The following is a 25,569-nucleotide window of genomic DNA, read 5'->3' as shown; positions in this document are numbered from 1 at the left end:
TATGAGCAAGTTAATTGGGATATCGATCATTATTTTTTCAGTATTTGGTGGATATGTATGGGCAGGGGGCAGCCTAACCTCATTATGGCAACCTGCTGAAATCCTAATTATCTTTGGCGCTGGTTTAGGCGCATTAGTTATCGCCTCTCCCCGCGCCGTTCTCGATGAAATGGTTGAGCAAGTTAAATCTGTTTTCTCAACCGAAAAAGAAGATCCAGAGCTATACCCGCAGTTGTTTGGTTTAATGGGTATGCTAATGAGCCAAATCCAATCTCAAGGGCTAAAAGTTCTTGATGAACATATCGATAAGCCCAACGAAAGTTCCCTTTTCTTAATGTACCCAGCAGTGCTAGAACACCCTCAAGTACTGCAATTCCTCATTGACAACTTGCGCTTACAGTCGATTGGTAAGCTGTCACCTCACGATCTAGAACATATGCTAGCTGAGGAGATTGAACGGATTGAAGACGACAGTCTTAGGCCTTCTCATGCTTTAGCCAAAATAGCTGAAGCCATGCCAGGGTTTGGTATCTTAGCCGCGGTAATGGGCATTATCATTACCATGTCTAATATTGACGGTCCAATTACCATGATTGGTGTCAAAGTCGCTGCCGCGCTAGTCGGTACCTTTATTGGTATTTTCGCCTGTTATTGCTTTTTTGACCCATTATCGAAATCTCTTGAACATTTAGTCGATCGTAAAAGTGCACAACTGCGTTGTGTTGCGGCGGCGCTCACCGCCTTTGCTAAAGGCAAGCCTCCGATGCTCGCACTTGATGCCGGTCGCAAACAGATTCAATCAGAAAACCGTCCTTCATTTATTGAGCTTGAACGCTGGATTGAGGAGCAACGTGGCTAATGGCAATTCAACCCGAACCGGTGATCATTAGCCGGAAAAAGCGTAAGAAAAAACATGCCGCTCATGGCGGCGCTTGGAAGGTGGCCTTTGCCGACTTTACCTTGGCCATGATGGCATTGTTTATGGTGTTGTGGATCATGCAAGTGGCCGATCAACGAGAACGCACCTTAATCGTGCAATACCTCAAAGGCGACATGTTCTCATCGGGCCCAATAAACCCGTTTGATTTAAGCAACTCATCGTCCATTATCGATTTAGAAGGCGGCATGAGTATCGAAACCTCTATCGTGCCGTCAGCAGGACAAGGTAAGAATGATATCGCTATCGATAAGCGTCACGCTCTAGGTGAACAAAGCTCTCCGTCAGGCAAAGGTAATGAGCTGAACTCAATCTTACCTGGTGAGTTTGAAACCCAAGCACAATTAGAGTTGTTGGCGCGCGAAATAGACAAGATTATTGCCAATGTCGATATGAGCGCTAATGTGAACTTACAAATAGTGCCTCAAGGGATTCGAATTCTTGTTCACGACAATGTTGAGCAATTCATGTTTACCCGTGGCAGTGCCACTATCCAACCTTACTTTGAAGATTTACTACTGGCTTTGAGTGAACTACTAGGGCAAATCAATAACGGTTTGAGTATTTCTGGCCATACCGACTCATTGCCATTTGCCGGTAGTACATTCACCAATTGGGAACTGTCGAGCCAACGTGCATTACTTGCTAGACGTATTCTTGAGGCCGGTGGTGTTGACTATAAGCAAGTCGTACAAGTTACAGGTATGGCAGATCAGTCGCCTTATGTTCCAGACGAACCTGCAGCGGCGGCAAACAGGCGCATTGAGCTACTGGTATTAACCCAAGAGGCCGAAGAGAGCCTGAGGATGATGACAGGGCTACAAAGCCGCCACAGTAAAGATAATCAAGATATTAATCTTAAAGTTGATTCAGCAATCAAAGCTGCCGAACAAAACATGCCAAGAACACGGTATCCAAACTAATGAATACAGATCAAGAGCAGGTGACGGAATTTATTGAGCGAGAGCAACGCGATGAGACCACAGCACCTGTTGTCACAGATAACCGAGATCATATTAGACACAGTCTAAGAGAGTCCAATGAAGAGCTCGCACAAGCTTGCGATGGGATCAGCGTAAAGTTACATCAAAAAATCTGGTTTATCACTCAAGAGTTAGGGATTGCCAATATCAAGGATATTAGCTTAGGCGGAGTAGGATTAATCACTCCTCTTCAGCTTGAGCTAAATCAATCGATTTGGTTCGAAGTGGAGCAATCCTTATTTGAATTTACCATTATGCGACAGTATCCAATTAACCAAAGATTAAACTTTATTGGCGGCAAGTGGAAATCAAAGCCAGACGACATCAACAAACTCTTGGTGTATATCAATAACGCCAAAGCGTAACGACCGTAAACCACTGAATCACTAATGTTTCTGTCGTAAACGATAGGGAGAGAATTATGCGCGCCAGAGATAGAAGAAAAGGACCTGATGGCTTACAAAAGCTCTTTCTTTATCTAATATTGTTGGAATGGTTTTTACTGATTTATACGACCTCAACAATCAGTAAAATGACTTTTCGCCAAGGGCTGTTAACCTTAGCATTGCTTCTGGGTTTTAATTTAATTCTCGGTAAGCTTTGTACCAAAAGAGCTAAACGCACCACGGATGGTTATATTATTTATCCGGTGATTTGTGGCGGCTTACTGTCATTTTTATTGTTATTATTCTTTATTTTTTAAATCGTTCGTTATTGATTACAAGGTCGAGAGTCTGCTTTACAGGCTGATAAATTAACCTTAATACCTGTGGCAGTATCTTGCTGTAAAACCTGTAAACTCAATTGCGCTGCTTTTTGTTTCATCGCAATAAAGTCTGCATCATCGACAGAGCGAAAGGACCACAAGTCACCATCATTTAATGGCTCAGCCTGTGTGGCATCTAGGTGGTTAGCATGCCTATCATTTAAATAGGTAAACTCAACATTAAGTATATTATCAACACCTAAGCGGGTAACCTCAGCAGCGGTAATAGCAGCTTCATCACCCCCTGTCGCATTTATCGCCTGTATATCAATAATCGCATCAAACCGAGATTGATCAGCAAAATGAAACACCATATTGGGCGACAGATGCTTAAAGGTAAACCCCATTTGATTCGTCATGAATTTACCGGCCTGCCAGCGCTGATAAAGTGACGTAAATGAAGCATCTTGCTGCCACATTTTAACGACCTGTGCTTGGTATTTATCTTGTAACAAGGTCCAAGCTGAAGCGACTAGGTTTGGATCAACCTGAATATTAAACGGGCTAAAGAAATCGTGTTGTAGTAGATATTCCGCCAATACAATGTATTGCTCACGCACAATGTGTGGCAATGTCAGGCGCTTTATCGTGGAGTAATCGGAGAGCTCACAATACCCCTTTGTTGCCGAGCGGCGGTAATCACTACATACTTCCACTTCAAGCTTTTTGACATCAAAACGTCGCACCTCAAAGTGACTAAAGTTGACAACATCAATCTGTTTTTGCTCTCTATCTTGTAAAGCATTAAGCGCCGCATGGTGAAAATCGGCATCTGTACGACAATGATTACATTGGATACTAATTTGAGTATTAAATACATTAGCCTGAATAGATCCACTCATAAGCAATAATGCTATTAAAATAAGCCAAGCAAAGTTAACGCTTTTCATTCAAAGTCCATTTCCAATAACGTCTATCATTTGCAACCACCCAGTAAATGATATTAAGTGTTCACTAAAAACCCAGAGGCAATATTGCACCTAGCCTATCGTATAAACTAACAGTATTACATCAACTTAAGACTGCAATCTCTTAATTTCACCCTATGTTCTACAGCCTTTTCAAAGGTTAGATGGGTAACACAGTACGACTGAAGTTTTGTTTAAGCACCACAGTCGATTCAATCCCAGCAACACAATCAATGCTCCCTAAAGCTGACTTCACAAATTGCTCATAACTCAATAAATCGGCTGCCACAATTTTTAATAGATAATCATGTGCTCCTGTCACCACAGAACACGCCATAACTTGTGGCAATTGAGCAACAGTAGACTCAAACAAGCGCGCCGAATTATCAGAATTTTCTTTTAATAGAATAAAAGCGTATACCACGACATTTAAATCCAACTTTTTAGGTTCTAAGAGGGCACCATACCCAATAATGACGCCCTGCTGTTCGAGTTTTTTCACTCGCCGTAAACAGGGAGTGTCTGACATATTTAGCTGGTTAGCTAACTCAGATATCGCAATACGACCTTGATGCTGTAGCACATTGAGTAATTGTCGATCCTTTTTGTCCATCGTAAGTAACCCAGCTTAAAAATGAGTGAATTTCACTCAAATTATCACATTTTTGAGTTAATTCCTGCGCAAAGATGAATTTTTAGCCACTCAATTTGGTGAATTTCCCCCTCGGCATAATGCTAGCCTAGATCCCATTGCATTAAACCTATACCAGCATAAGAGTGTCATCGATGAAAACACCGACCCGCCATACCCAAGCTTTTGATGAATGGATCCGTCATCGATTTGTGGCGTTAAATGATCAGCTTGAGCAGGCCTATTTTGAGCAAGCTGATAAAAACAATGTCGAAGGTATTGGCGATGACATAAAACAAGTGTTACTCACTCAAGGTAATGACTTAATCAGTCATTTATTGGAGGAAGGCAATACCGATCAAGGATTTGACAGTGCCTTCGATTTGCTCGGTAATGTGGGATTATTTATGGCAGCTTGTCGTCGCCATGAAATTACAGAGCCCTCCAGAGAAACCTACTCGCCTCTGAAACAAGCATCGGCATTAGCGATGCATATTGGCGCCTCTATTGGTGTCACGCCCAGATTCGCAACCGCACATTTAACCACCCACAACCGTGCACTTAATGGCACATATAAACGCTTTACCAGCCTCGAAGACGAGCAGATATTTGTCGACTACAACACCAAAGGGATTTTGGCATATAAACGGGCAGCTGATGCCCTACTAAAAATCCAACCTTTAGGTATTTCCCACCCGATTTGCTTCGACCTATTAACCGTCGCAGAACAGGCATTATCTGAAGTTATAGATTCAAGTAGCCGCTTATTCAATAAATTAGATGCAGACCGATTTTTCTATTGTGTTAGACCTTATTACAAACCCTATCGAGTAGGTTCACAGGTTTATCGTGGCGCCAATGCGGGTGACTTTGCGGGTATCAATGTGATTGATTTACAGCTAGGGCTATGTGCTGCCAACGACCAATCTTACTCTCAACTTTTAGTCGATAAATTTTTATACATGATGCCTGAGGATCAGCGGATTTTACGCGACTGTATGCGCCGTCAAAGCATCATGGATGACTTCTTACTTCAACGTTCAGCCAGTCAACAAGCTTGGTATCAAAAAAATCTGCAACAATTTCTTGTGGTATGCCAACGCCATGGTCAAGGCGCCATTCAGCATCACGACCAACTTGTAAGTAAGTATATTAGCCAGCCATCTACCGACATGGCACAACAACATATGGCAAAAGTCACCGCCAGTGGTCCGCCATTGCCAGTATTGATTGCAGCGCTAGAGAAGCTTCGAGACCGCCGTGCAGCAAACAAACGTGATGATATACACACTCGTTTTGACGATATAAAAACATTACAGGCCAGCTTAAAATGAATCAATCACAAAGCATGAGCGACACGTTGAAACAGGACTTTTGTTTAGCCGATGGCACATATTTGCTCAGCCATTCGGTGGGCAGGCCGCTTATTAGTGCCCAACAAGCCTTCGGGGAAGCGTTCTGGGCGCCGTGGCAACAAAGCAATATTGAGCCTTGGCAGCAATGGCTTGCAATAATAACCGATTTTCAACACGCCCTAGCTAGACTATTTCATCACCAAGCCGATGCGTTTTGCCCCCAGGTAAACTTGTCAAGTGGACTCACTAAGCTAGTGATGTCCATTCCTCGATTGCAACGTCGTAATAGCGTCATTTTAATGAGTGAAATTGACTTTCCGAGTATGGGATTTGCAATAAAAAAAGCAATACCAGACTGTGAAATTCGTTTTATTCCTAAACAGCTAGATATCACCAATGAAGCCGTGTGGCAGTCGCATATCAACGAGGATGTAGACTTAGTTTTTATTAGTCATGTTTATTCCAATACTGGCCAACAGGCACCAATTCGCCATATAATTAACCACGCAAAGCTGCAAGGTTGCCTGAGTTTAATTGACGTCGCTCAGTCAGCAGGGATCATTCCCATTAACCTAAGCGAACTGAACCCAGATTTTATGATTGGCTCTAGTGTTAAGTGGTTATGCTCAGGCCCGGGCGCTGCTTACTTATGGATTAACCCGTGGCAATTAGAAAATTGTCGCCCGCAAGATGTCGGCTGGTTTTCCCATGAAAACCCTTTCGAGTTTGATATCCATCACTTTAGTTATCACCCGAGTGCACTGCGGTTTTGGGGAGGAACGCCTTCGATTGCGCCATACGCTATTGCGACAAATAGTCTGCAATATTTCCACCGTATCGGCATTGAGCATTTGCGCCAGCACAATCAACAAATGATCCAAAAACTCACTAAGGCCCTTGTTGACTTTACGGTATCACCGCGAGATGCTTCACGCCAAAGCGCAACAGTCATTTTAGATTTTGGAGCGCGACAACAACATATTATGACAATGCTTAAAAAGCATAATATCAGCGTTGATGCACGTAATATGGGAATACGAGTGTCACCACATATTTATACTGATGCTGATGACATCCACACTTTTATTGATCGAATCCAAGCAGAGTACTAAACAAAACCAGCAAACTAACAGCCAGCAAGATCCCTCTCAATTAGTGGGGTTTCGATGGCAGTTTGAGGCTCTGAGTAACGAATTTCACAGTCATTCACTGAGTAATCTGCAGCAGGCCTGATACGTAAGCCACTTCGGCCACCAATATTGTAACGGGTCAGTTCAAAGTCATCTCCATCAACAATATTTATTGCTCGCGCTATACCCGCTTCAGTGTTTCTTGGATAACCATAAGCTAAACTTATTCGTTCACCTTCAACAACAATAGTATTGCTGCCACTTGCTGGCGCAGTTGAGTCACAATCTCGGCTGATAACACACGCTGAGTGAACGAGCTCTTTAGCACTACCAATGGCTCCTGACACGCCTTGCATTTGACCTGCGTAAGCATCTTGTTTTAAGTCAATGAATTTCGGCGCAGCAATGACAGATAAAATGCCCAAAACAATAATCACGACGACAAGCTCAATTAAACTAAACCCTTGCTCACGTTTAGAAAAACAAGCCATCTTCTGAGACTTATAAGGTATAAAGAGACTACGCATATCCCCTCCAAAAATAACAACAAAGCATCATCAACTTGCCACCGCAACTTGATTTTTACCTTGATGTTTTGCACGATACATTGCGGTATCTGCACGATGAATTAAGCTATCCGTGTCTTTATCTTTCCCTATTGATAGCGCAAGCCCAATACAGGCGCTAATTGCTATCACTTTATCCTCAATAATCAATGGTTCACTGAATAATTGTAGTAGTTTTTCAGCGGCACATTCAGCTGCCACGATAGAATCCATATTTGGCATCAGTACAATAAACTCATCGCCACCGTATCGAGCTAATACATCATCAATGAACAAATGTTTATTGACCTTGTCAGCCAAGGTTTTCAATAAGATGTCACCGACTTTGTGGCCGTATTGATCATTGACGGCTTTGAAACCGTCGAGATCTATAAACAATAATGAAAAATGTTTACTCTCGTGCAATAACGACGCTATTTGCTCCCTGATTGCCACACGGTTGGCAAGCCCAGTCACTGTGTCATGGTTAGCTAAATGAAGCGCTTTAGCCTGCGCTTGAGCCAAATCAGCAGTTCTGCGTGCTACTCTAATTTCTAGCTCTTCTCGACCATTACGAATTTCTAATGACATTTGTCTAAAACTATCGAATAACTTGGCAAATTCAGCAGTATGGAAACCACGATAACGTCGAGAAACAGTATCGCTAGCCTCTTCAGTAATAAGGCGTGTTTTAGCCGTTAAAATATCAATTGGGCGAGTGATTAAACCAACAATCCACCAGCTAATAGCGCAGCACACCAATAACGAAACAAACGCAATCAATAAGGTCACTTTAATCACATCAAATGCACGTTGATCTAACTCAGTCAATGGCTGCGGTATCATCACGCCCCAACCTGTTGCTGGCACAACATCAAATCCCGCAATCATATCTGCTTTCACCGCAGGTGAATAAAACTGGCTCACGCCAGACTCTCCCGCCATCATTTGCTGAACGATACTGATCTTGCTGATGTTTTTAGCTTCAGACTGCCATTGTTTATTTGGGTGCGCCAATACATTTCCTAACTGATCGACAATAGCAGCATGCCCTTTCTCACCAAAAATGACCGCATTTTGCACTTGTTCAATATAAGTCGCTTTTAAGGTAGCTAACCAAATATTGCCATCTGCGGTTTGACGGATCATATACAAAGTGGGCACATCGACACCTTGGTTATGTACAGGAGTAAATCGTGCTTGCGCTAGCCCTGTTAATTCAAAAGGATTGAGCTCGCTGGTTAAGTCTTCAGGTTGAGCTTGCTCTGAGCCCAAAAGCACCCTTTTACGCTGACCATTTGGCTGATACATGGCAATAGATGCGACATCAATGGAGTTCAATAGCAGCTGCATATCATTGTCTAATTCAGCTTTGTTGGTGCTGGTATTGGTCACCGCAGTAAATATGGCTAAGGCATCCACAGCATATCGATTTAATGCCGTGGTGATGTTATTGGCAAGCAATAAGTGCTTGTCATGGACCATCTTATATTCGTTTTCGAGGGCAGAATTTGCAGACCAAAATGAAATTGCTGTAATGGGGATTATTGACATAAAAGTCATCACCAGAAACAGTAAATGACGAAAAGGTAATTTCATTGAGATTCCATGCTCAGGTTACTTCGCTAATTTACGATAATAAAACTGCGTATAGAAACGCGGCTCAGTCATGTCATCACGCATTAGCATCTGTTATACGCCTTAAAATGACGTTTATTTTTCTCATACTTAGTCAATTAATCTACATAATGTTGCATGAGCTAAGTGTAAAATAATGTTACAAAATTTGATGCGCATTGTTACATATGCTCAAAGACTGTTCAACCATTAGCGTCGAAAACTGAATAGTTACTCTAGTTGCAATGAATGGCCTATAGCAATAAGCAGTAAAAGCCATTCTCACAATCATCAAACCTGGTTATTTAGATAATAAAACACGCTGATTGATAAACGATTTAACCGACTGATTCGGCCTGATATTGTTTACCATTAATTCGCTCAATAATCTGCGTTGCGGTTAAATCATGCACTACGTTAATCACAGTTGATGCCGCATCTGTAATTGCTCCCAGAATCACCAAGATAGGGATCACCTCAAGGGGCAGCCCCAAAGTGGTGACAATAAAGATTTCTCCAAGAAAAGCGCCTCCCGGCACTCCGCCAATCACAAACGCAGACAATACCGAAATTAAAATGGTGAGCATGAATACCTCAGAGGTAAACTCCATCCCCAGTAACGAGTATATAAACACAATTTTAAGGGCAGTGATCATTGCTGCACCGCCTTTGTTTAAGTTCACCAATAACGGCAAACTTATCTCAGCAATCTGCTCATTCAAGCCCATTTTGTTGGCACTGCGAATATTGACCGGTAAGGTCGCAAGTGATGAACTGGTGCCCAATGCTGTTACTGCTGGTGCCAGCATATGTTGCCAAAAGCGCTTTACGCCCTGAATACCTCCACCAAGCCATGCGTATACTGTTGACCCTAAGGTGAGGTAGACCAGAGTCGCCACCAAGAATAATCCTACGGCACGGGCAAAGGTGCCCATTAACTCTGCATCTTGGCTGGCCATAGTGGCAGCAAAAAAGGCCCCTAAGCCAATAGGCGCAAGATACATTAATATGGCAATGATTTTCATGATGACTGTATTTAAGCTATCCAATAACGCAGAAACTTTACGTCCATCTTCGCCTGATTGACCAATGGCAATGCCACTAATCACTGACATAATAATTAATGCCAAAATATTCGATTTAGACAATAACCCCACAAAATCATTCGCTGTCAATAAACTTACAAAATCCATACTCCCTGCGGTTTCCACAGTCTCTTTAAGCTCAAGCGTCACGCCTTGAGCAGGATCATAAGCCAGTGCTAACAACACAATGCCAATTGCGGGGATCATAGCCATCATTACCGATACCGCCATGATCGAGGCGAGAATCGCCCCTAATGCTTTTAAGTCAGTCATTTTGGCAATCGATGACATAACGCTAACTGCAACTAATGGCACGATAATCATGAACAATAAATTCAGAAAGATTTGCCCGATAGGTTTAAGTTTTATTGCCATTTCTGGCAGTAAAAAACCAAACATCCCACCCAGCATTAACGCCACAAGTAGAATTATTGATGAGCGATAAGCTTTAAGTGTGTTCCACATAAATCCATTCCATTATTAACATCCGATTTCAATCTTCATTTCAATGATGCAGAAGTGAATAAAGCCTGTAAAAACAGGCTTTATTCATCTGAACTAGCGACGTCCCCTAGCATGACCTTCTCTTGCCATACCGGATTGACGAGCTTGTCGTGAACGATTCAAACTTTGATGATCAAAGCCGCCAGTAGGACGGCTACGGTTAATTGAATTATTCATATTTGAAGGTCGTGTTGTCGGCCTACTTGACGGCATAGTAGAAGGCCTAGACGTGGGCTGAGTCGACGGACGACTAGACGGCAAAGTTGAAGGCTTGCTTACACTGCTAGGTTTACTCAAATCACGAGTAGACGGCGCAGTATTCCATTTACCATCACTGCGATTTTCCCACTTACCTTGATTATCACGAGCCACGTTGCCGTGCTTATCGGCAAATACATCATTTGTACGATTCTTGTTGTGCGTCGCTTTTTTAAGGTTTTGATTAGCAATTGCAGGGCTGGCTAACCGATCTCGGGTCGCAGGGCGTTGATATAAGTTATCTCGACCGACTCGATTACCATTAATATTAGCTTTATTCATTCTATTGGAAATTTTAGTACGATTACCGACATTGATACTGTTCCCAATGTTGATGTCACCAGTATTGATCACTACAGGACGGCGATACCCGCCACCGTAGTAACCACCACAACAACGATAAGGTCGATGATAACCATAACCTCCGCCCCACACGACGCCTGCACGGAAAAAACCATTACTCCAGGTCACCCCCACATTCCAGCCTGTCCACGGGTTATAGCCAACATGCAAGCCCCAGGTTGGTGGACGAGGATAATAATAGCGGCCCCAATAAGGTGGGTAATACCAACCCGTACCGTAAATAGGTACGCCATAGTATGGATACGACCACATATAACCTGGGGTATATCCAACATACACCACCTCTGGAGTTGAATCATAAACTTGCACATAGGTCGTGTTATAAACAGGTGAGCTAGCCGGTATTTGCGCGATTTCTTCATTCGGGATCTCATCAGCAACAATCCACGGACCTTTAGCCGTTTTTGATGTAAACCACACACCATTATCAACGGCGTAATACACCTTATTAATCAACAAGACTTGGGTAGAGGTATTCACAGCATAAGAAACAGCTGTGCCAGTTACAGCTTCAAACTTAGGTTCGCCGTCATATTCGACTTCTAGCTTGGCTTCATCACGTTTAATGGCTGCAGTTTGTGGGATTTGCGCATCGAGCATCGCTTGATTAGCTTCATCAGTGCCAGCAACTGATACTCTCAAGCCACCAATATCAGACTCAGGTGGAATATCATTAAAGCTTTCAGGTAACTTATCACCTCTCACAAAGGCCCAAGAACCAGCTTGTTTTTTCGACTTAAACCAGCGTCCAGAAAGCAAAACATACATGTCGCCTGAACTGGTTTCTCTAATCCACGGTGTTTCGGTATTACTAACATACAATAACTTACCATCAATCAGACTCAGCCATTTAGGGGCACCATCTGTCGAGACTAACTCAGTTGGTTCATCAGAAGTAATAATGTGCGGCGCATTAGCCGTACTTTTAGCTGGCTCGTCATCTTCGGTATTAACCATACTGACCAAGTCTTCAGGTGGATAAAGAGTGACTTGCCAAGGCCCCATTGGATCGTCCGCAACGTACCAATAAGTCCCACTGCTCAAGTGCAGTTTTTTAGATTTTTTATCTCTAGCCACTGCGAATGGCGTATTCAGTATTCGCTCGTAATCACTATTGTCGATATCACGGAATTGAGGTTCGCCATCATAAGACAGCAACACACTCAGCCTTGAGCTGAAAATAATTTCTGGCGCGTCATTTTTAATATTATCTAAACTGCGTTTAACTTGGTCTGCGGTTTCTAAACTGGCAGAAAGGCGTGCCATTGAGATTTCAAAACTGGTGCTCGCTAATGCTTCAGATACCGTATCGGTAAAGGTTTGCTGATCTTCTTCAGTTGATGACGGCCAGCGGACTTCAGTCACCTGAATATTACGCACCGTAGTGACATCGTCATTAGTATCGATTCTGGCACTAAACCAAAAAGCACCAAATACCGGTTCAGCTTGGTCTTTGACTTCAAATGACATTGCCGCACGACTTTGCAGCACATTACCTTCAAGCGATTCTGGCTGCGGTTGGTAAACAACTAAAGTTCCTAACTTGGTTTCGACTTCTTGAGGCCATTCGAGAGCAAATACAGAAAAGGAACAAATCCAAAGCGTCAAGCTAATGCAAAGCTTATGAAACCATCGATGACTGGCGTAATTAATCATTATCCTTCCTTAGTCTTAGCTGGCGTAATATTGAGTATAACGGGCTGTGCTGAATTCGCTGCGAACAGTAGCAACGATTAATCCATTTGATTGCACAATTAATATACCGACAATTAACTGCAAAAGGGAAAAATCTTTATAAAATACAACTATAAATTGAGATAAGTAGAGGATAACTGCTAGATTAGATTCACCAGCAAAATGAAAGGCAAAACCATGGCTAAAAATTTATTTCAGAACCTTGATTTGAACCTGTTACATGTCTTTTTCATCTTGTACCAAGAACGAAATATGCGTTTAACCGCCAATCGTTTATTCGTCACTCAGCCCGCTATCAGTAAATCACTACAAAAGCTTCGCCATCATTTTGATGAAGAGTTGTTTGTGAAAATATCTACTGGCCTTGAACCTACATCATTTGCTGACAAGCTTTATAAAAGTGCTAGCCCAATCTACCAAAATCTTGAAATTGCGATTAACAGTGCCAATGTTTTTTCACCTGAAGCGTTAGATGACACGCTAAATATTGCCCTTTCTTCATTCTTACTCAACAGTATCGGCAGTAAGCTGTATGGCATAATTCATGCTGCGGCACCAAACTGCAAAGTTCATATGTATAAATGGTCTAATGACACTTTAGCTAGTATTCAACAAGATCAAATACATTTAGGAATTAATTATCAAGTAAGTCAGTTACCTGGAGAGATTTCTGAAACTGTCATAGCTCAAGATACGTTTAAATGCTATGTGAGAAATGGGCACCCTTGTAAAAAGAATATTATCACTATCCCTGAAGCTGCCGAATTTGACTTTGCCACTATCATCGCAGCAGATTGGAATGCCACTCGCACTTTTGCTCAACAAGTCTTTGAAAAATATAATCTAGATTACTCGATTAAGTTTCGTTCAGAACTGCCTTCTGCTGTTATTGAGGCCGTGAGTAAAACAGACATGATTGTGCCTTTATCTGGCTTTCTTGATATGAGTCTTTACCCTCAATTACGTGCTATTAAGTTTAAAAACAAAGAAAAATGGCTTCAGCAAGACATTGCTACATATATCCACTATAAAAACCGTTCTAGTCCATTAATGAATTGGCTTAGCCACCTTATTGCACAAGTATTTGATGAGAGTTCACAAAAAAGCCCAGCACAATAAAGTACTGGGCATGAGCAACCAAATGGCTAAATTTAGGTAAATAGGTATTGAAACACAATCAATACCTCATTAATCAAGCTCTAGGCCGATTACTGTTTAACAATTTCGAAATTAGAAAGACTAAATTGATGTTGATTTAGTGTCGTGCTGCCACTTCTTAAAACCGCATGACTACCTAACGCATCAAAACCTTGATACGACACAAGTTCACAATCTTGGTTAGCTTTTGTAAATGTGTCCCAATCTTGAGTTAATTGATAACTAATACTGTCTGCTTGCAGCCCTGCTTTACAATAAAAGTTAATGAACGCGTCTTGTTCATTCTCTAATGAAACTTGCGGGTTAGCTAACTCTGATAACGTTGTCACGCCTGCTTCAAAGCCTTCTATTTGAATACCCACTGAAGTACGTGACTGGGTATTTTTTATTTCCACACTTTGTCCTACGCACGTGCCATTATCAACACGATGATAATCACAATCCTCTTCTACAATAACGTCATATGACATATGTACTTGAACGACATCATCCTCTTGAGCTTGAGCATTACGATGAATAATGTTCACCAAGCCTAAGCCAAACTCATGACGTCCTTTTTGAAACGCTAAATCGTCTCTTTCTTCCGTAAACTCTGCCCAAGAGTTGAAGTCCTCAGCGTCTCCAGCACTACACGAATTCGTGTCGTAATACTTCACAGTTTCATCGCTAAAAATGGTCGCACATTTAGTTGCAACGCCATCAGATAGCCAAATATTGGTGTAGCCATATAATTCATCGTCTTTTTTCATCCATGCTTCAAATTTAACTTGTGCAATAGAAACATCAGAAGGCACTAATAAACCAGTCTGTGGAAACGCTTCAGAATTTACAATTGCAGTATAAGTAGCAGTTTCAAGATCAAGGGCTACCAATTCTAACCCCTTATAGCTAAAATCCGGCTCTGGAATAGCTGGCTCTTGAGGCTCAGCAGGTCGATCAACAATATCCCAATCGTTCTCAATTTCGAAACCACCATCACCTTCAATGATGTACCACTTATGATGTTGGCCTACTACAGCATCTAATTCTTGTTCGAAAGGTCCCATTTCTGTAACCCCTTCGATAATGTATGTTTCACCATTTACGAATGCGTGAAAGTAGCTTTTCTCTTCGCTGTCATATAGCTCTTCACCATTAACCTTAATGTTGTCGATTTTTTCACTTGAATCAACCGCCACATAAGTAAAATGCCTATTCTCAAGCGTCATTGTGTACGAATCGATATCTGTCGCTACCGTCATATTTCCCGCTACAGAATACTCATCTGTGACTTCAGCTTCTAACTTTTCCAAGATTTCACCATGTACAACTTCTAAATGGTAACCATCTCTTACTTCAAAGGTATAACTATCATCAATACTGAAAGGACCAATCGCTTCTTCTTTATTATCAACTCCGTTAATAAGAAGGTAATAATCATCAGTTAATAAATGATCGCTAGCAGAACCTGCAACATCTGTGGCCATAGGATCGATAATTAACCCGTAGTCAAAGCCAACAGTAATGGTTCTGTAATCACTTTCTGGAGATGAAGAATCCGATGAACAAGCTGTCATTAAAGCAGCAGTAACGAGCGTGGTTAATAGTTTAACTTTCATTTGTTTCTCTCATTAAATTTAGTCTTGAGGATGAGTGGTCCCATCTTGTTGCTATACCGTCACCTGACTGTGTAAGCGCTTGTTATGGGGCGTATATTAGTGACTAAAATGAAAGGTGAATAATTGTTAATCCTTATTAGCATCATAACCATAAGTTATCAGATACATATTGATACAATTAAATTTGGAATGAGATAAAGCGAAAAGTAACCAATAAAAAAGCCCTTGATGATAATCATCAAGGGCTTTGAATTTAGCCTATGGCCAATTTACATGAGCGTTAAGCCAAAGCTTATAGGCTGTAGTAAAGTTGGAATTCCATTGGGTGAGTAGTACGAGATACTTGCTCACACTCTTCAGACTTAAGTGCAATGTAAGACTCAATAAAGTCTTTACTGAATACATCACCTTTAGTTAAGAATTCGTGGTCAGCTGCTAAGTTTTCTAGTGCGTTTTCTAGAGACGTTGCAACTTGTGGGATCTCAGCCGCTTCTTCAGCAGGTAGGTCATATAGATCTTTATCCATTGCTTCACCTGGGTGAATCTTGTTTTGGATACCGTCAAGACCAGCCATTAGCAATGCAGAGAATGCTAAGTATGGGTTAGCTGTTGGATCTGGGAAACGTGTTTCAATACGACGAGCTTTAGGGCTTGGTACCACTGGGATACGGATTGAAGCACTACGGTTACGTGCTGAGTAAGCAAGCATTACAGGCGCTTCGAAATGCGGTACAAGGCGCTTGTATGAGTTAGTACTTGGGTTAGTGAATGCATTCAATGCACGAGCGTGCTTGATGATACCACCAATGTAGTAAAGTGCAGTTTCACTTAAACCTGCATATTTATCGCCAGAGAATAAGTTAACGCCATCTTTAGCTAAAGATTGGTGAACGTGCATACCACTACCGTTATCACCAACAATTGGCTTAGGCATGAATGTCGCAGTTTTACCGTATGCATGAGCAGTGTTATGAACAACATACTTCATGATTTGGATTTCATCCGCTTTGTTTGAAAGCGTGTTGAAACGTGTCGCAATTTCGTTTTGACCCGCTGTAGCAACTTCGTGGTGATGCGCTTCAACTACTTGACCTAATTCTTCAAGAATTAGACACATTGCACTACGAATGTCTTGTGATGAATCAACTGGTGCAACTGGGAAGTAACCACCTTTAACGAATGGACGGTGACCAGTGTTACCATCTTCGTAGCTAGTACCTGAGTTCCATGCCGCTTCTTTCGCGTCAACTTTTACGAAAGTACCTGACATGTCAGTACCAAACTTAACGTCGTCAAATAAGAAGAACTCTGGCTCTGGACCAATTAATACAGTGTCAGCAATACCGGTAGATTTTAAGTACTCTTCTGCTTTCTTAGCGATTGAACGTGGGTCACGCTCATAACCTGTCATAGTAGAAGGTTCTAAAATGTCACAACGAATAAGACCAGTCACTTCTTCAGTAAACGGATCAAGTAAGAAAGAAGAAGGATCTGGCATCAATACCATGTCAGATTCGTTAATACCTTTCCAACCGTTGATAGATGAACCATCGAACATTTTGCCATCTTCAAAGAAATCTTCGTTTACTTGATGAGAAGGAATAGAGACGTGCTGCTCTTTACCTTTAGTGTCTGTAAAACGTAAATCTACGAACTTAACTTCTAGTTCTTCAATTTGTTTTAATATTGATTCAACTGACATTCTTAAGCCTCCGGTAGGGTAAAGGGTTGTCCCTTAATATAATCTTGTTATTCGTCAGACAAACTATCTGCTTTGCGAATTTGTTCAATTAAAAGCTATTTCCATGCCAGAAAGGTAAGTGATTGATTTAAAGCTTAATAAAAAAATCACTAGCCATAGAAAAAGCCATATTGCACAAATACGGTGCACCACTATGATCACAATTGGTGCAAAAGTCCATTTCGGTGCAGGGTTTTTAGCGCATGAATTGATCTAGTTCATTAAAGCGTCATTTTATTGCGGCAGTATGATCCTTTTTCGTTTTTATCTTCTATCTTTAGTGTTTAATTTTTTATTAAAAACGACCTGTTCAAAAATAATCCTATCTACTCGGCGCTCGGTGGAGTAGAATGGCACGCTTTTTTATAGTGGCTATACTTATCAGCCCTATAAACTCCTATTTTTTATTTGATGGTATAGAGGTTTTATCCGTGTTAGAGAATTTACGTAACATCGCCATTATTGCTCACGTTGACCATGGCAAAACGACCTTGGTAGACAAGCTATTGGCTCAGTCAGGCACCCTTGAAAGTCGAGGCGAAGCCGCAGAACGTGTAATGGATTCTAACGATCTTGAAAAAGAACGTGGTATCACCATTCTGGCAAAAAACACTGCCATCAAATGGAACGACTACCGTATTAACATCGTAGACACTCCTGGTCACGCCGATTTCGGTGGTGAAGTAGAGCGTGTTCTATCTATGGTAGATTCAGTTTTATTATTAGTAGACGCAGTTGACGGCCCAATGCCTCAAACTCGCTTTGTTACTAAAAAGGCATTCGCACAAGGCCTTAAGCCAATCGTTGTTATCAACAAGATTGACCGCCCAGGTGCACGTCCTGATTGGGTTATCGACCAAGTATTCGACTTATTCGACAACCTAGGTGCAACTGACGAACAGTTAGATTTCCCTATCGTTTACGCTTCTGCATTAAACGGTTTCGCGACTCTTGATCCTGAAGAAACAAGCGAAGACATGACACCGCTTTTCCAAGCGATTGTTGAGAAGGTTTCTTCTCCTGATGCGGATGCTGAAGGTGAGTTCCAAATGCAAATCTCTCAACTTGATTACAACTCATACGTAGGTGTTATCGGTGTTGGTCGTATTAAGCGTGGTAGTGTTAAAACTAACCAGCAAGTCACAATCGTTGATGCTGAAGGTAAAACTCGTAACGGTAAAATGGGCCAAGTATTAGGTTACATGGGTCTAGACCGTCACGAAGTTGCTGAAGCCAACGCTGGCGATATCGTTGCGATTACCGGTTTAGGTAACTTACAGATTTCTGACACTGTTTGTGGTGTTAACCAAGTTGAAGCATTACCTGCATTATCAGTTGATGAGCCAACGTTAACAATGACTTTCCAAGTGAACACTTCTCCGTTCGCAGGTAAAGAAGGTAAGTACGTTACTTCACGTAATATCCTTGAGCGTCTAGAACAAGAACTAGTCCACAACGTTGCACTACGTGTTGAAGAAACTGATTCTCCAGATCGTTTCCGTGTTTCTGGTCGTGGTGAGCTTCACCTTTCGATCTTAATTGAAAACATGCGTCGTGAAGGTTACGAATTAGCAGTATCTCGTCCAGAAGTTATCACCAAAGAAATCGACGGTGAGATGTGCGAGCCATTCGAAACATTAACTGTTGACGTTGAAGAAGAGCACCAAGGTACCGTAATTGAAAAATTAGGTATGCGTAAAGGTGACATGAAAGATCTACAACTAGATGGTAAAGGTCGTGTACGTATCGACTTCATCATTCCTAGCCGTGGCTTAATCGGTTTCCAAACTGAGTTCATGACTGCAACTTCTGGTACAGGTCTTATCTACCATTCATTCGACCATTACGGTCCAGTGAAAGGCGGTGACATCGGTCAACGTGCTAACGGTGTATTGATTTCTAATGCAACAGGTAAAGCCCTAACATTCGCATTATTCGGTTTACAAGACCGTGGTCGTCTATTAATCGGTCACGCTGCAGAAGTTTACGAAGGTCAAGTGATTGGTATTCATTCACGTTCTAACGACTTAACTGTTAACTGTCTGAAAGGTAAGCAGCTAACCAACATGCGTGCATCAGGTACAGATGAAGCACAAGTGTTAACTCCGCACATCCAAATGACACTTGAGCAAGCACTTGAGTTCATCGATGATGATGAGTTAGTTGAAGTAACACCTGAAAATATTCGTGTTCGTAAGCGTCATTTAACAGAAAATGACCGTAAGCGCGCTAGCCGCTCTGGTAGCTAAGTTTAGCTAACGTAGTTTGAATATGAAAACCCGCTCAGGCGGGTTTTTTATTGCCTGTTATTCTAATAAGTACCAGTACAGCAAATAAAAAACTGATTTCATCTAACCTATAACCTAACAGTCTTTATATTCACTTTAATCGAATATATATTCACCTCTACTTATTATCTCTTAGGTTGGAATATCGCAAAATGTCTGTGATTCAAAATGTTAACGTGGCTAATCAAGCCAATATTTACTTTGATGGTAAAGTCATCAGCCGCACAATTCATTTTACTGATGGTAGTCATCAAACCCTTGGGGTTGTGCTACCTGGTGAATATAACTTTGATACCAGCCAAGCTGAAATCATGAATATCACCTCTGGTAAATTTGAGGTGTTATTACCTCATGCCACAGATTGGACAACCGTCACAGCAGGCGAATTATTTGAATTAGATGCCAATGTTAACTTTAAAATTCGCACTAACGAAATCAGTGAATATCGCTGCCAGTACAAGTAATTAGCGTCAGCAGTTCATCAGTAATTGCTGATTTTATGTTAAAAAGAAGCTAGTATTAATGTGTTGAACGCCAAAGGTGAAGGAATCCCACATGCGCTTAGTCTTAATCATTAGTCTCATTTTAACCAGTATTGTCCTCTCAAGCAGCCATGCAACGGTTTATCGCTGGGTAGATGAGAATGGTAAAGTCCACTACAGCGACGAGCCAAGGGAAAATGCCGAAACAGTAGAGCTCAATCAAAATACGCAAAATAGCATTTCTGTTCGTGTTCCTGCCGAAGTGGATTCCAATACAAAACCAGCTGAAGCGGTTACCTACAGGGTGAGAATCGTTAATCCCACTCAAGAAGAAACCATCAGAAGTAACCAAGGAAACTTCACTGTTGTCGCCAGTGCGGCGCCAGAACTACCCAATGGTTATTTACTTGCACTGTATATTGACGACATTCTTTATGGTCAGCCTCAATCCAGTGCAATCTTCAATGTCACTGAAGTAAATCGCGGTGAACATAATCTTGTCGTTAAGATTTTGACCCAAAACGGCAAAGTCCTTGCATCAAGTTCTGTTAGAAAGATATTTCTACATCAGGCTTCCATTCTTAATAAACCTAGACCAACACCTAGGACTGAATAAAAATATTGTTTTTCATATAGATAGATAAACAATATTAAAAGATTATTAAATTGATTGTCGATGTAGAATAAGTTGCTTAGTGCACCATACTGGTGCAACATGGTGGTGCAACTTCAATATGCAGGACAATTGATGGATACAAATAATCTGCTGAATCATTTAGTTACCGCTGTTCTTGTTATCGATAGCAAGCTGATGCCTCATTATGCCAATGCGGCAGCTGAGCAGCTGTTAGGGATCAGTGTAAATAAATTGCGAGAACAGCGTTTGCCTGAACTCTATCAGTTTATGGGAGTAGAATCTGAACTCTTAATTGATTCGGTAAAAGCCAGCCAAGGGATTACAGTTAATACTGCTGCGTTAATAACCCTTGACGGTGTGCACCACATTATAGATATCACCTTGATCCCCATGGAGCATGAAGATGACTTAAGTCTGCTCGAGCTAAGACAAGTTGATCAGCAACATCGTATCCACCAGCAACTAAACTTAGATGCCCAACAACAAGCTGCGCAATTCTTAGTGCGCAACCTTGCCCATGAAATTAAAAACCCATTAGGCGGCCTCAGAGGTGCAGCCCAGTTACTTTCACGTGAGTTAGCTGAGCCGCAATTAAAAGAGTTCACCGATCTAATTATTGAGCAAGCCGATAGGCTAAGAAACTTGGTTGATAAGCTATTGGGACCACAACGTCCTACCCAGCATACCGAACACAATATCCACCAAGTAGTGCAAAAAGTCTTAAAACTGATTGAGTTAACCCTACCGGATAACGTCACGTTAGCGCGAGATTACGACCCATCCATTCCCGATATGAATATGGATCCTGATCAACTGCAACAAGCCGTGCTTAACATAGTACAAAATGCCACTCAGGCGCTTGAGAAAACCGGTGGCGAAATACTCATTAGAAGCAGAACCCAGCATCAAGTCACTATTGGCACTCAAAGGTTCAAATTAGTATTGGCGCTATCGATTATTGATAACGGACCTGGGATCCCGGCAGAACTACTGGATACATTGTTTTATCCAATGGTAACAGGCAGAGAGGACGGCTCAGGTTTAGGCTTATCGATTGCGCATAATATTGCACGATTACATGGAGGTCGCATTGATTGCGTATCGGCACCAGGGCACACAGAATTCACCATTATCCTGCCATTACAATAACATGCCATTGATGGCTATTGAGGAAGTAACATGAGTATAAGCGAACAAGTTTGGATCCTCGACGATGATAGTTCTATTCGCTGGGTATTAGAAAGAGCCCTACTGGGTGCCAAGATTTCTACTGCCAGCTTTGCTGCGGCCGAGTCATTATGGCAAGCATTAGAAATCTCACAGCCTATTGTGATTGTGTCAGATATCCGCATGCCTGGAACTGATGGCTTAACCTTGCTTGATCGCTTACAAATGCACTACCCGCATATTCCAGTCATTATCATGACAGCACACTCTGATTTAGACAGTGCCGTCAGCGCTTACCAAGCGGGTGCCTTTGAGTATTTACCAAAGCCATTTGATATTGATGAAGCCATTGCGTTAGTGGAACGCGCACTGACCCATGCAACAGAGCAAGTCCCTCCGCCAGCTGAAGAACCCGAAGTGGTGAAAACTCCTGAGATCATTGGTGAAGCACCTTCAATGCAGGAGGTATTCCGTGCGATTGGTCGCCTATCTCGTTCATCCATTAGTGTATTAATAAATGGTCAATCTGGTACTGGTAAAGAACTGGTTGCTGGCGCACTGCATAAACACAGCCCTCGTAAAGATAGCCCTTTTATCGCATTGAACATGGCTGCTATTCCAAAAGACCTAATAGAGTCTGAACTATTTGGTCATGAAAAAGGCGCCTTTACAGGAGCAGCCAATGTCCGCCAAGGTCGCTTTGAACAAGCCAATGGCGGAACTCTGTTTTTAGATGAAATTGGCGACATGCCACTTGATGTGCAAACCCGCCTGTTACGTGTTCTTGCCGATGGGCAATTTTATCGCGTCGGTGGCCATGTGGCAGTACAAGTCGATGTGCGGATTATTGCCGCAACACATCAAGACTTAGAATTATTGGTACAAAAAGGCGATTTTCGTGAAGATTTATTTCACCGCTTAAACGTGATTCGAGTACACCTACCACCACTGTCGCAGCGTCGTGAAGATATTGCCCAATTGGCCACCCATTTTTTGATTTCTGCAGCAAAAGAAATCGGTGTAGAGCCAAAAGTACTGACAAAAGAAACAGCAACCAAATTAGAGCAATTACCTTGGCCCGGTAATGTTAGACAACTTGAAAATACTTGTCGCTGGTTAACGGTGATGGCCTCAGGCCAAGAGATTTTGCCTCAGGATTTACCCGCTGAGTTACTTAAGGACCCAGTCGCTTCAGGTGAAAGAACTGACGGCGTTTCAGATTGGCAAGTGGCATTAACCCAATGGATTGATGAAAAGCTATCAGCGGGTGAAAGTGATTTGCTCACAGAAGTGCAACCAGCCTTTGAGCGGATATTATTAAAAACAGCGCTCAAGCATACTCAAGGCCATAAGCAAGAAGCGGCAAAACGTTTAGGCTGGGGGCGAAACACCCTCACGCGTAAACTCAAAGAATTAGAAATGGATTAATTTACGGCAAGAGTTGAAACAAAAAGGATAGCGAAAGCTATCCTTCTTTATTTACACTCGCTTTATCTTTTTATACTAAAGAGCGCTCAGTTTAAAACTGGTAATGCAGCCCTAATGCTAACTGTGAAGTATCTGCATCAATATCTAGCATTTCAGAACGATCGGCATCTAAGTCACCGGTGGCATACTCATAACTTAAACGTAAGCGCAGTGATTCGGAAACAGCAGCTGTTATGCCAACACCGTAAAGCACATTAACACCACTCCAATCGGCAGTATCAAAGCCTTCGTCATAATCGTAATCTGGGTCAACTTCGAGTGCACGAATCGCTAAGCCCACTTTACCAAAAACAGAAAAGGTATCATTGATAGCCCAAGTAAATTTCGGCGCAGCCGAAAAAACAGCTAAACCAAGATCAACACGACCATCTTGTAAATCATTGGTCAGCATCCATTTTCCTTCAATGCCAAACCAATGATTGAAGTTATAACCACCATAAGCACCGAAACCTGCACCAGAATCGTCAAAACTGCCGACTTCCAGTTGTACATTACTCAGTTCACCACCCACATACCAACCCGTATCGCGGGCTTTGTGTTCTTCGGCTGTGACATTAAAAGATAAACCAACCATTAATATTGCACTTGCTACTACAGATAAGCGTTTCATTATCATTCCTTAATAATTCTATCAGCGCAGGCAGCATAGCAGAAAGCACTCACTCATCAATCATTTCAAATGTAGGTATTTGTTCGAAAATGTGTCAATAACGATAATCTAATAAGAAGGAGCATTGCAGCTCCTTCTTATCATTAACTAATAGATTAATACTGGCTTAACGTATTAAAAACCTGAATTCAGGCTAAATAGCCATGCTCAGCACGCCCACAATAATAAAGGCGATAGTCCCGAGTAATGTTTCCATCACAGTCCAGGTCTTTAAAGTGGTTTTCTCATCCATTTCCATTAAACGACCCACAAGCCAGAAACCTGAATCATTAAAGTGAGACAATACCGTCGAGCCACCAGCAATGGCAATGACAATAAAGCAAAGATCAAACTGTGTCAGACCCGAAGTCACAGCGACCATAGGCGCAATTAACGCTGCTGTTGTGGTTAATGCAACCGTTGCCGACCCCTGCGCTACTCGCAAACATGTTGCAATGACAAAGGCTGCTACAATGATGGGCATACCGGTATCGTTTAATACTCCAGCTAAGGCTTCACCAATACCACTAGCACGTAATACACCACCAAACATACCACCAGCGCCTGTCACTAAAATTGCACCACAAATGGGGGCGAGAGAATCACCACACAATTTCTCAAGCTGCTTCATACCGTAATCTTTAGCAAACACAGCAAGACAAACGAGTAAGGTTATTAGCAATGCAATGGGAGTTTTACCTAGCATTCGCAGACTTTCAACCCAAGTGGCACTGCCATCTATCACACCTGCTACGCTCAAGGTGTTCAAGCCTGTATCTAGAAAAATTAGCAATACTGGTAGCAGTAAGATCATTAATACAGTTATGAATTTAGGCTGTTTAGCCGGGTCAATCACGGTCTCAGAACTTAAGAAAACCTTAGATAAAGGAATATCAAACTTCTTGCCTGCATATAAGCCAAACAAATAAGCCCCTATATACCAAGTTGGGATCGCCACTAAAATACCAATCATTAGTAGCATGCCTATGTTTGCCCCAAGTAAATCAGCTGCGGCAACAGGCCCTGGATGAGGTGGCACAAAAGCATGCATTACCGCAAAGGCACCTGCAGATGGCAGTGCGTATTTTAATGGTGAGCCACCAAAGCGTTTGGCCACACTGAATATAATCGGCATCATCACGATTAAGCCCGCATCAAAGAAGATAGGGAAACCAAACAGGAGTGAGGCAACACCTAATGCGAAAGGCGCTTTTTCTGCGCCAAAGCGGCCAATAAGGCTGTCGGCTAATACCTGCGCCCCACCAGTGACTTCTAAGATTTTGCCAATCATGGCACCTAAGCCTACTAAAAGCGCGACAGCTGCTAGCGTTCCGCCAAAACCTGACATCATCGTCGGCACGACTTGTTCAGTAGAAATTCCTGTCGCAAGGGCAGTTGATAAACTCACTAATGTTAACGCCACAAAGGCGTGCATTTTGAGTTTTATGATCAATAAGAGTAAAGCAGTTATAGCCGCTGCAGCGACCATTAGTAGGTAGGTAGGATCAGCAGATTGAGCTAAAGTGTCCATGGTATGTTCCATCGTTCTTTTAGGTATTCTTTATCAAGTTGATTAAATCTAAT

The 25,569-nt window shown here is 42.1% G+C and carries 22 protein-coding genes; 12 read left to right on the top strand and 10 right to left on the bottom strand.

The features are described 5' to 3' along the window. The first annotated feature begins 1 nt into the window (after window position 1). The 4 genes from motA to SJ2017_RS01330 are packed head-to-tail and all read left to right on the top strand — an operon-like array spanning window position 2 to window position 2,623. A complete protein-coding gene (gene motA, locus SJ2017_RS01345) occupies window positions 2-859 on the top strand; it encodes a flagellar motor stator protein MotA (RefSeq protein ID WP_065110153.1) in 858 nt (285 codons plus the stop codon). Continuing rightward, window positions 859-1,860 carry a flagellar motor protein MotB gene (locus SJ2017_RS01340; RefSeq protein WP_080914647.1) on the top strand — a complete coding sequence of 334 codons (1,002 nt, stop codon included), beginning with the start codon at window positions 859-861 and terminating at the stop codon, window positions 1,858-1,860. The genes motA and SJ2017_RS01340 overlap by 1 nt, the downstream gene beginning before the upstream one ends. After that, a complete protein-coding gene (locus SJ2017_RS01335) occupies window positions 1,860-2,285 on the top strand; it encodes a hypothetical protein (protein WP_080914646.1) in 426 nt (141 codons plus the stop codon). The genes SJ2017_RS01340 and SJ2017_RS01335 overlap by 1 nt, the downstream gene beginning before the upstream one ends. A 56-nt stretch (window positions 2,286-2,341) precedes the next feature. Then, window positions 2,342-2,623: a hypothetical protein gene (locus tag SJ2017_RS01330; RefSeq protein ID WP_055025340.1), complete on the top strand. Its 282-nt coding sequence runs from the start codon at window positions 2,342-2,344 to the stop codon at window positions 2,621-2,623. Between the two features lie 8 nt (window positions 2,624-2,631). Here SJ2017_RS01330 and SJ2017_RS01325 read toward each other — a convergent pair whose 3' ends face one another. Both SJ2017_RS01325 and SJ2017_RS01320 read right to left on the bottom strand, forming a co-directional pair. Further along, a complete protein-coding gene (locus tag SJ2017_RS01325) occupies window positions 2,632-3,528 on the bottom strand; it encodes a hypothetical protein (RefSeq protein WP_167692876.1) in 897 nt (298 codons plus the stop codon). A 226-nt stretch (window positions 3,529-3,754) separates the two neighbouring features. Next, window positions 3,755-4,207 carry an Lrp/AsnC family transcriptional regulator gene (locus tag SJ2017_RS01320; protein ID WP_080914644.1) on the bottom strand — a complete coding sequence of 151 codons (453 nt, stop codon included), beginning with the start codon at window positions 4,205-4,207 and terminating at the stop codon, window positions 3,755-3,757. A 173-nt stretch (window positions 4,208-4,380) separates the two neighbouring features. Here SJ2017_RS01320 and SJ2017_RS01315 point away from each other — a divergent pair, with 173 nt between their 5' ends. Continuing rightward, window positions 4,381-5,559, top strand: coding sequence for a PrnB family protein (locus SJ2017_RS01315; protein WP_080914643.1), 1,179 nt, complete (start codon window positions 4,381-4,383; stop codon window positions 5,557-5,559). A gap of 14 nt (window positions 5,560-5,573) precedes the next feature. Further along, the gene (locus SJ2017_RS01310) at window positions 5,574-6,692 is read left to right on the top strand and encodes an aminotransferase class V-fold PLP-dependent enzyme (RefSeq protein ID WP_080917339.1); all 1,119 of its coding nucleotides are present in this window, start codon (window positions 5,574-5,576) and stop codon (window positions 6,690-6,692) included. Between the two features lie 14 nt (window positions 6,693-6,706). Here the strand turns inward: SJ2017_RS01310 and SJ2017_RS21810 are convergent, their stop codons facing one another. The 4 genes from SJ2017_RS21810 to SJ2017_RS01290 all read right to left on the bottom strand — a co-directional run bounded on the left by SJ2017_RS21810 (window position 6,707) and on the right by SJ2017_RS01290 (window position 12,738). After that, on the bottom strand, window positions 6,707-7,237 hold the full coding sequence (locus tag SJ2017_RS21810) for a type II secretion system protein (protein ID WP_080914642.1): 531 nt from the start codon (window positions 7,235-7,237) through the stop codon (window positions 6,707-6,709). A gap of 30 nt (window positions 7,238-7,267) precedes the next feature. Further along, window positions 7,268-8,854 (bottom strand): sensor domain-containing diguanylate cyclase, encoded by a 1,587-nt coding sequence (locus SJ2017_RS01300; protein ID WP_080914641.1) that lies wholly within the window; start codon window positions 8,852-8,854, stop codon window positions 7,268-7,270. Window positions 8,855-9,210: 356 nt separating this feature from the next. Further along, window positions 9,211-10,422 carry a dicarboxylate/amino acid:cation symporter gene (locus tag SJ2017_RS01295; RefSeq protein WP_080914640.1) on the bottom strand — a complete coding sequence of 404 codons (1,212 nt, stop codon included), beginning with the start codon at window positions 10,420-10,422 and terminating at the stop codon, window positions 9,211-9,213. 93 nt (window positions 10,423-10,515) lie between these two features. After that, window positions 10,516-12,738: a carbohydrate-binding family V/XII gene (locus tag SJ2017_RS01290; RefSeq protein WP_080914639.1), complete on the bottom strand. Its 2,223-nt coding sequence runs from the start codon at window positions 12,736-12,738 to the stop codon at window positions 10,516-10,518. A gap of 216 nt (window positions 12,739-12,954) precedes the next feature. On the opposite strand from SJ2017_RS01290, the gene SJ2017_RS01285 reads away from it, so the two are divergent. After that, on the top strand, window positions 12,955-13,896 hold the full coding sequence (locus tag SJ2017_RS01285; RefSeq protein ID WP_167692875.1) for a LysR family transcriptional regulator: 942 nt from the start codon (window positions 12,955-12,957) through the stop codon (window positions 13,894-13,896). An 89-nt stretch (window positions 13,897-13,985) separates the two neighbouring features. Here SJ2017_RS01285 and SJ2017_RS01280 read toward each other — a convergent pair whose 3' ends face one another. Both SJ2017_RS01280 and glnA read right to left on the bottom strand, forming a co-directional pair. Then, window positions 13,986-15,533 carry a hypothetical protein gene (locus tag SJ2017_RS01280; RefSeq protein WP_080914637.1) on the bottom strand — a complete coding sequence of 516 codons (1,548 nt, stop codon included), beginning with the start codon at window positions 15,531-15,533 and terminating at the stop codon, window positions 13,986-13,988. Between the two features lie 292 nt (window positions 15,534-15,825). Next, entirely contained in the window at window positions 15,826-17,235 is a 1,410-nt protein-coding gene (glnA, locus tag SJ2017_RS01275; RefSeq protein WP_055025348.1) for a glutamate--ammonia ligase, read from the bottom strand. A gap of 470 nt (window positions 17,236-17,705) precedes the next feature. Here glnA and typA point away from each other — a divergent pair, with 470 nt between their 5' ends. The 5 genes from typA (at window position 17,706) to glnG (ending at window position 23,276) form a co-directional block, all read left to right on the top strand. Then, window positions 17,706-19,523 carry a translational GTPase TypA gene (typA, locus tag SJ2017_RS01270; protein ID WP_055025409.1) on the top strand — a complete coding sequence of 606 codons (1,818 nt, stop codon included), beginning with the start codon at window positions 17,706-17,708 and terminating at the stop codon, window positions 19,521-19,523. A gap of 191 nt (window positions 19,524-19,714) precedes the next feature. Beyond that, window positions 19,715-20,026 (top strand): pyrimidine/purine nucleoside phosphorylase, encoded by a 312-nt coding sequence (gene ppnP / locus SJ2017_RS01265; RefSeq protein WP_080914636.1) that lies wholly within the window; start codon window positions 19,715-19,717, stop codon window positions 20,024-20,026. Window positions 20,027-20,117: 91 nt separating this feature from the next. After that, complete coding sequence (locus tag SJ2017_RS01260; protein WP_080914635.1) at window positions 20,118-20,660, top strand: DUF4124 domain-containing protein; 543 nt, start codon at window positions 20,118-20,120, stop codon at window positions 20,658-20,660. Between the two features lie 132 nt (window positions 20,661-20,792). Continuing rightward, a complete protein-coding gene (gene glnL / locus SJ2017_RS01255) occupies window positions 20,793-21,830 on the top strand; it encodes a nitrogen regulation protein NR(II) (protein ID WP_055025410.1) in 1,038 nt (345 codons plus the stop codon). A gap of 30 nt (window positions 21,831-21,860) precedes the next feature. Next, entirely contained in the window at window positions 21,861-23,276 is a 1,416-nt protein-coding gene (gene glnG / locus SJ2017_RS01250; protein WP_055025351.1) for a nitrogen regulation protein NR(I), read from the top strand. A gap of 91 nt (window positions 23,277-23,367) precedes the next feature. Here glnG and SJ2017_RS01245 read toward each other — a convergent pair whose 3' ends face one another. Together SJ2017_RS01245 and SJ2017_RS01240 are read right to left on the bottom strand one after the other, a co-directional pair. Continuing rightward, complete coding sequence (locus tag SJ2017_RS01245; RefSeq protein WP_055025352.1) at window positions 23,368-23,946, bottom strand: outer membrane protein; 579 nt, start codon at window positions 23,944-23,946, stop codon at window positions 23,368-23,370. A 193-nt stretch (window positions 23,947-24,139) separates the two neighbouring features. Next, the gene (locus SJ2017_RS01240; RefSeq protein WP_080914634.1) at window positions 24,140-25,516 is read right to left on the bottom strand and encodes a GntP family permease; all 1,377 of its coding nucleotides are present in this window, start codon (window positions 25,514-25,516) and stop codon (window positions 24,140-24,142) included. Window positions 25,517-25,569 lie beyond the last annotated feature (53 nt).

Origin of the sequence: Shewanella japonica (assembly GCF_002075795.1) — a bacterium.
GTDB lineage: Bacteria > Pseudomonadota > Gammaproteobacteria > Enterobacterales > Shewanellaceae > Shewanella > Shewanella japonica.
The sequence above is the reverse complement of the archived record's forward strand: the minus strand, read 5'-3'. Positions and strand labels throughout refer to the sequence as shown.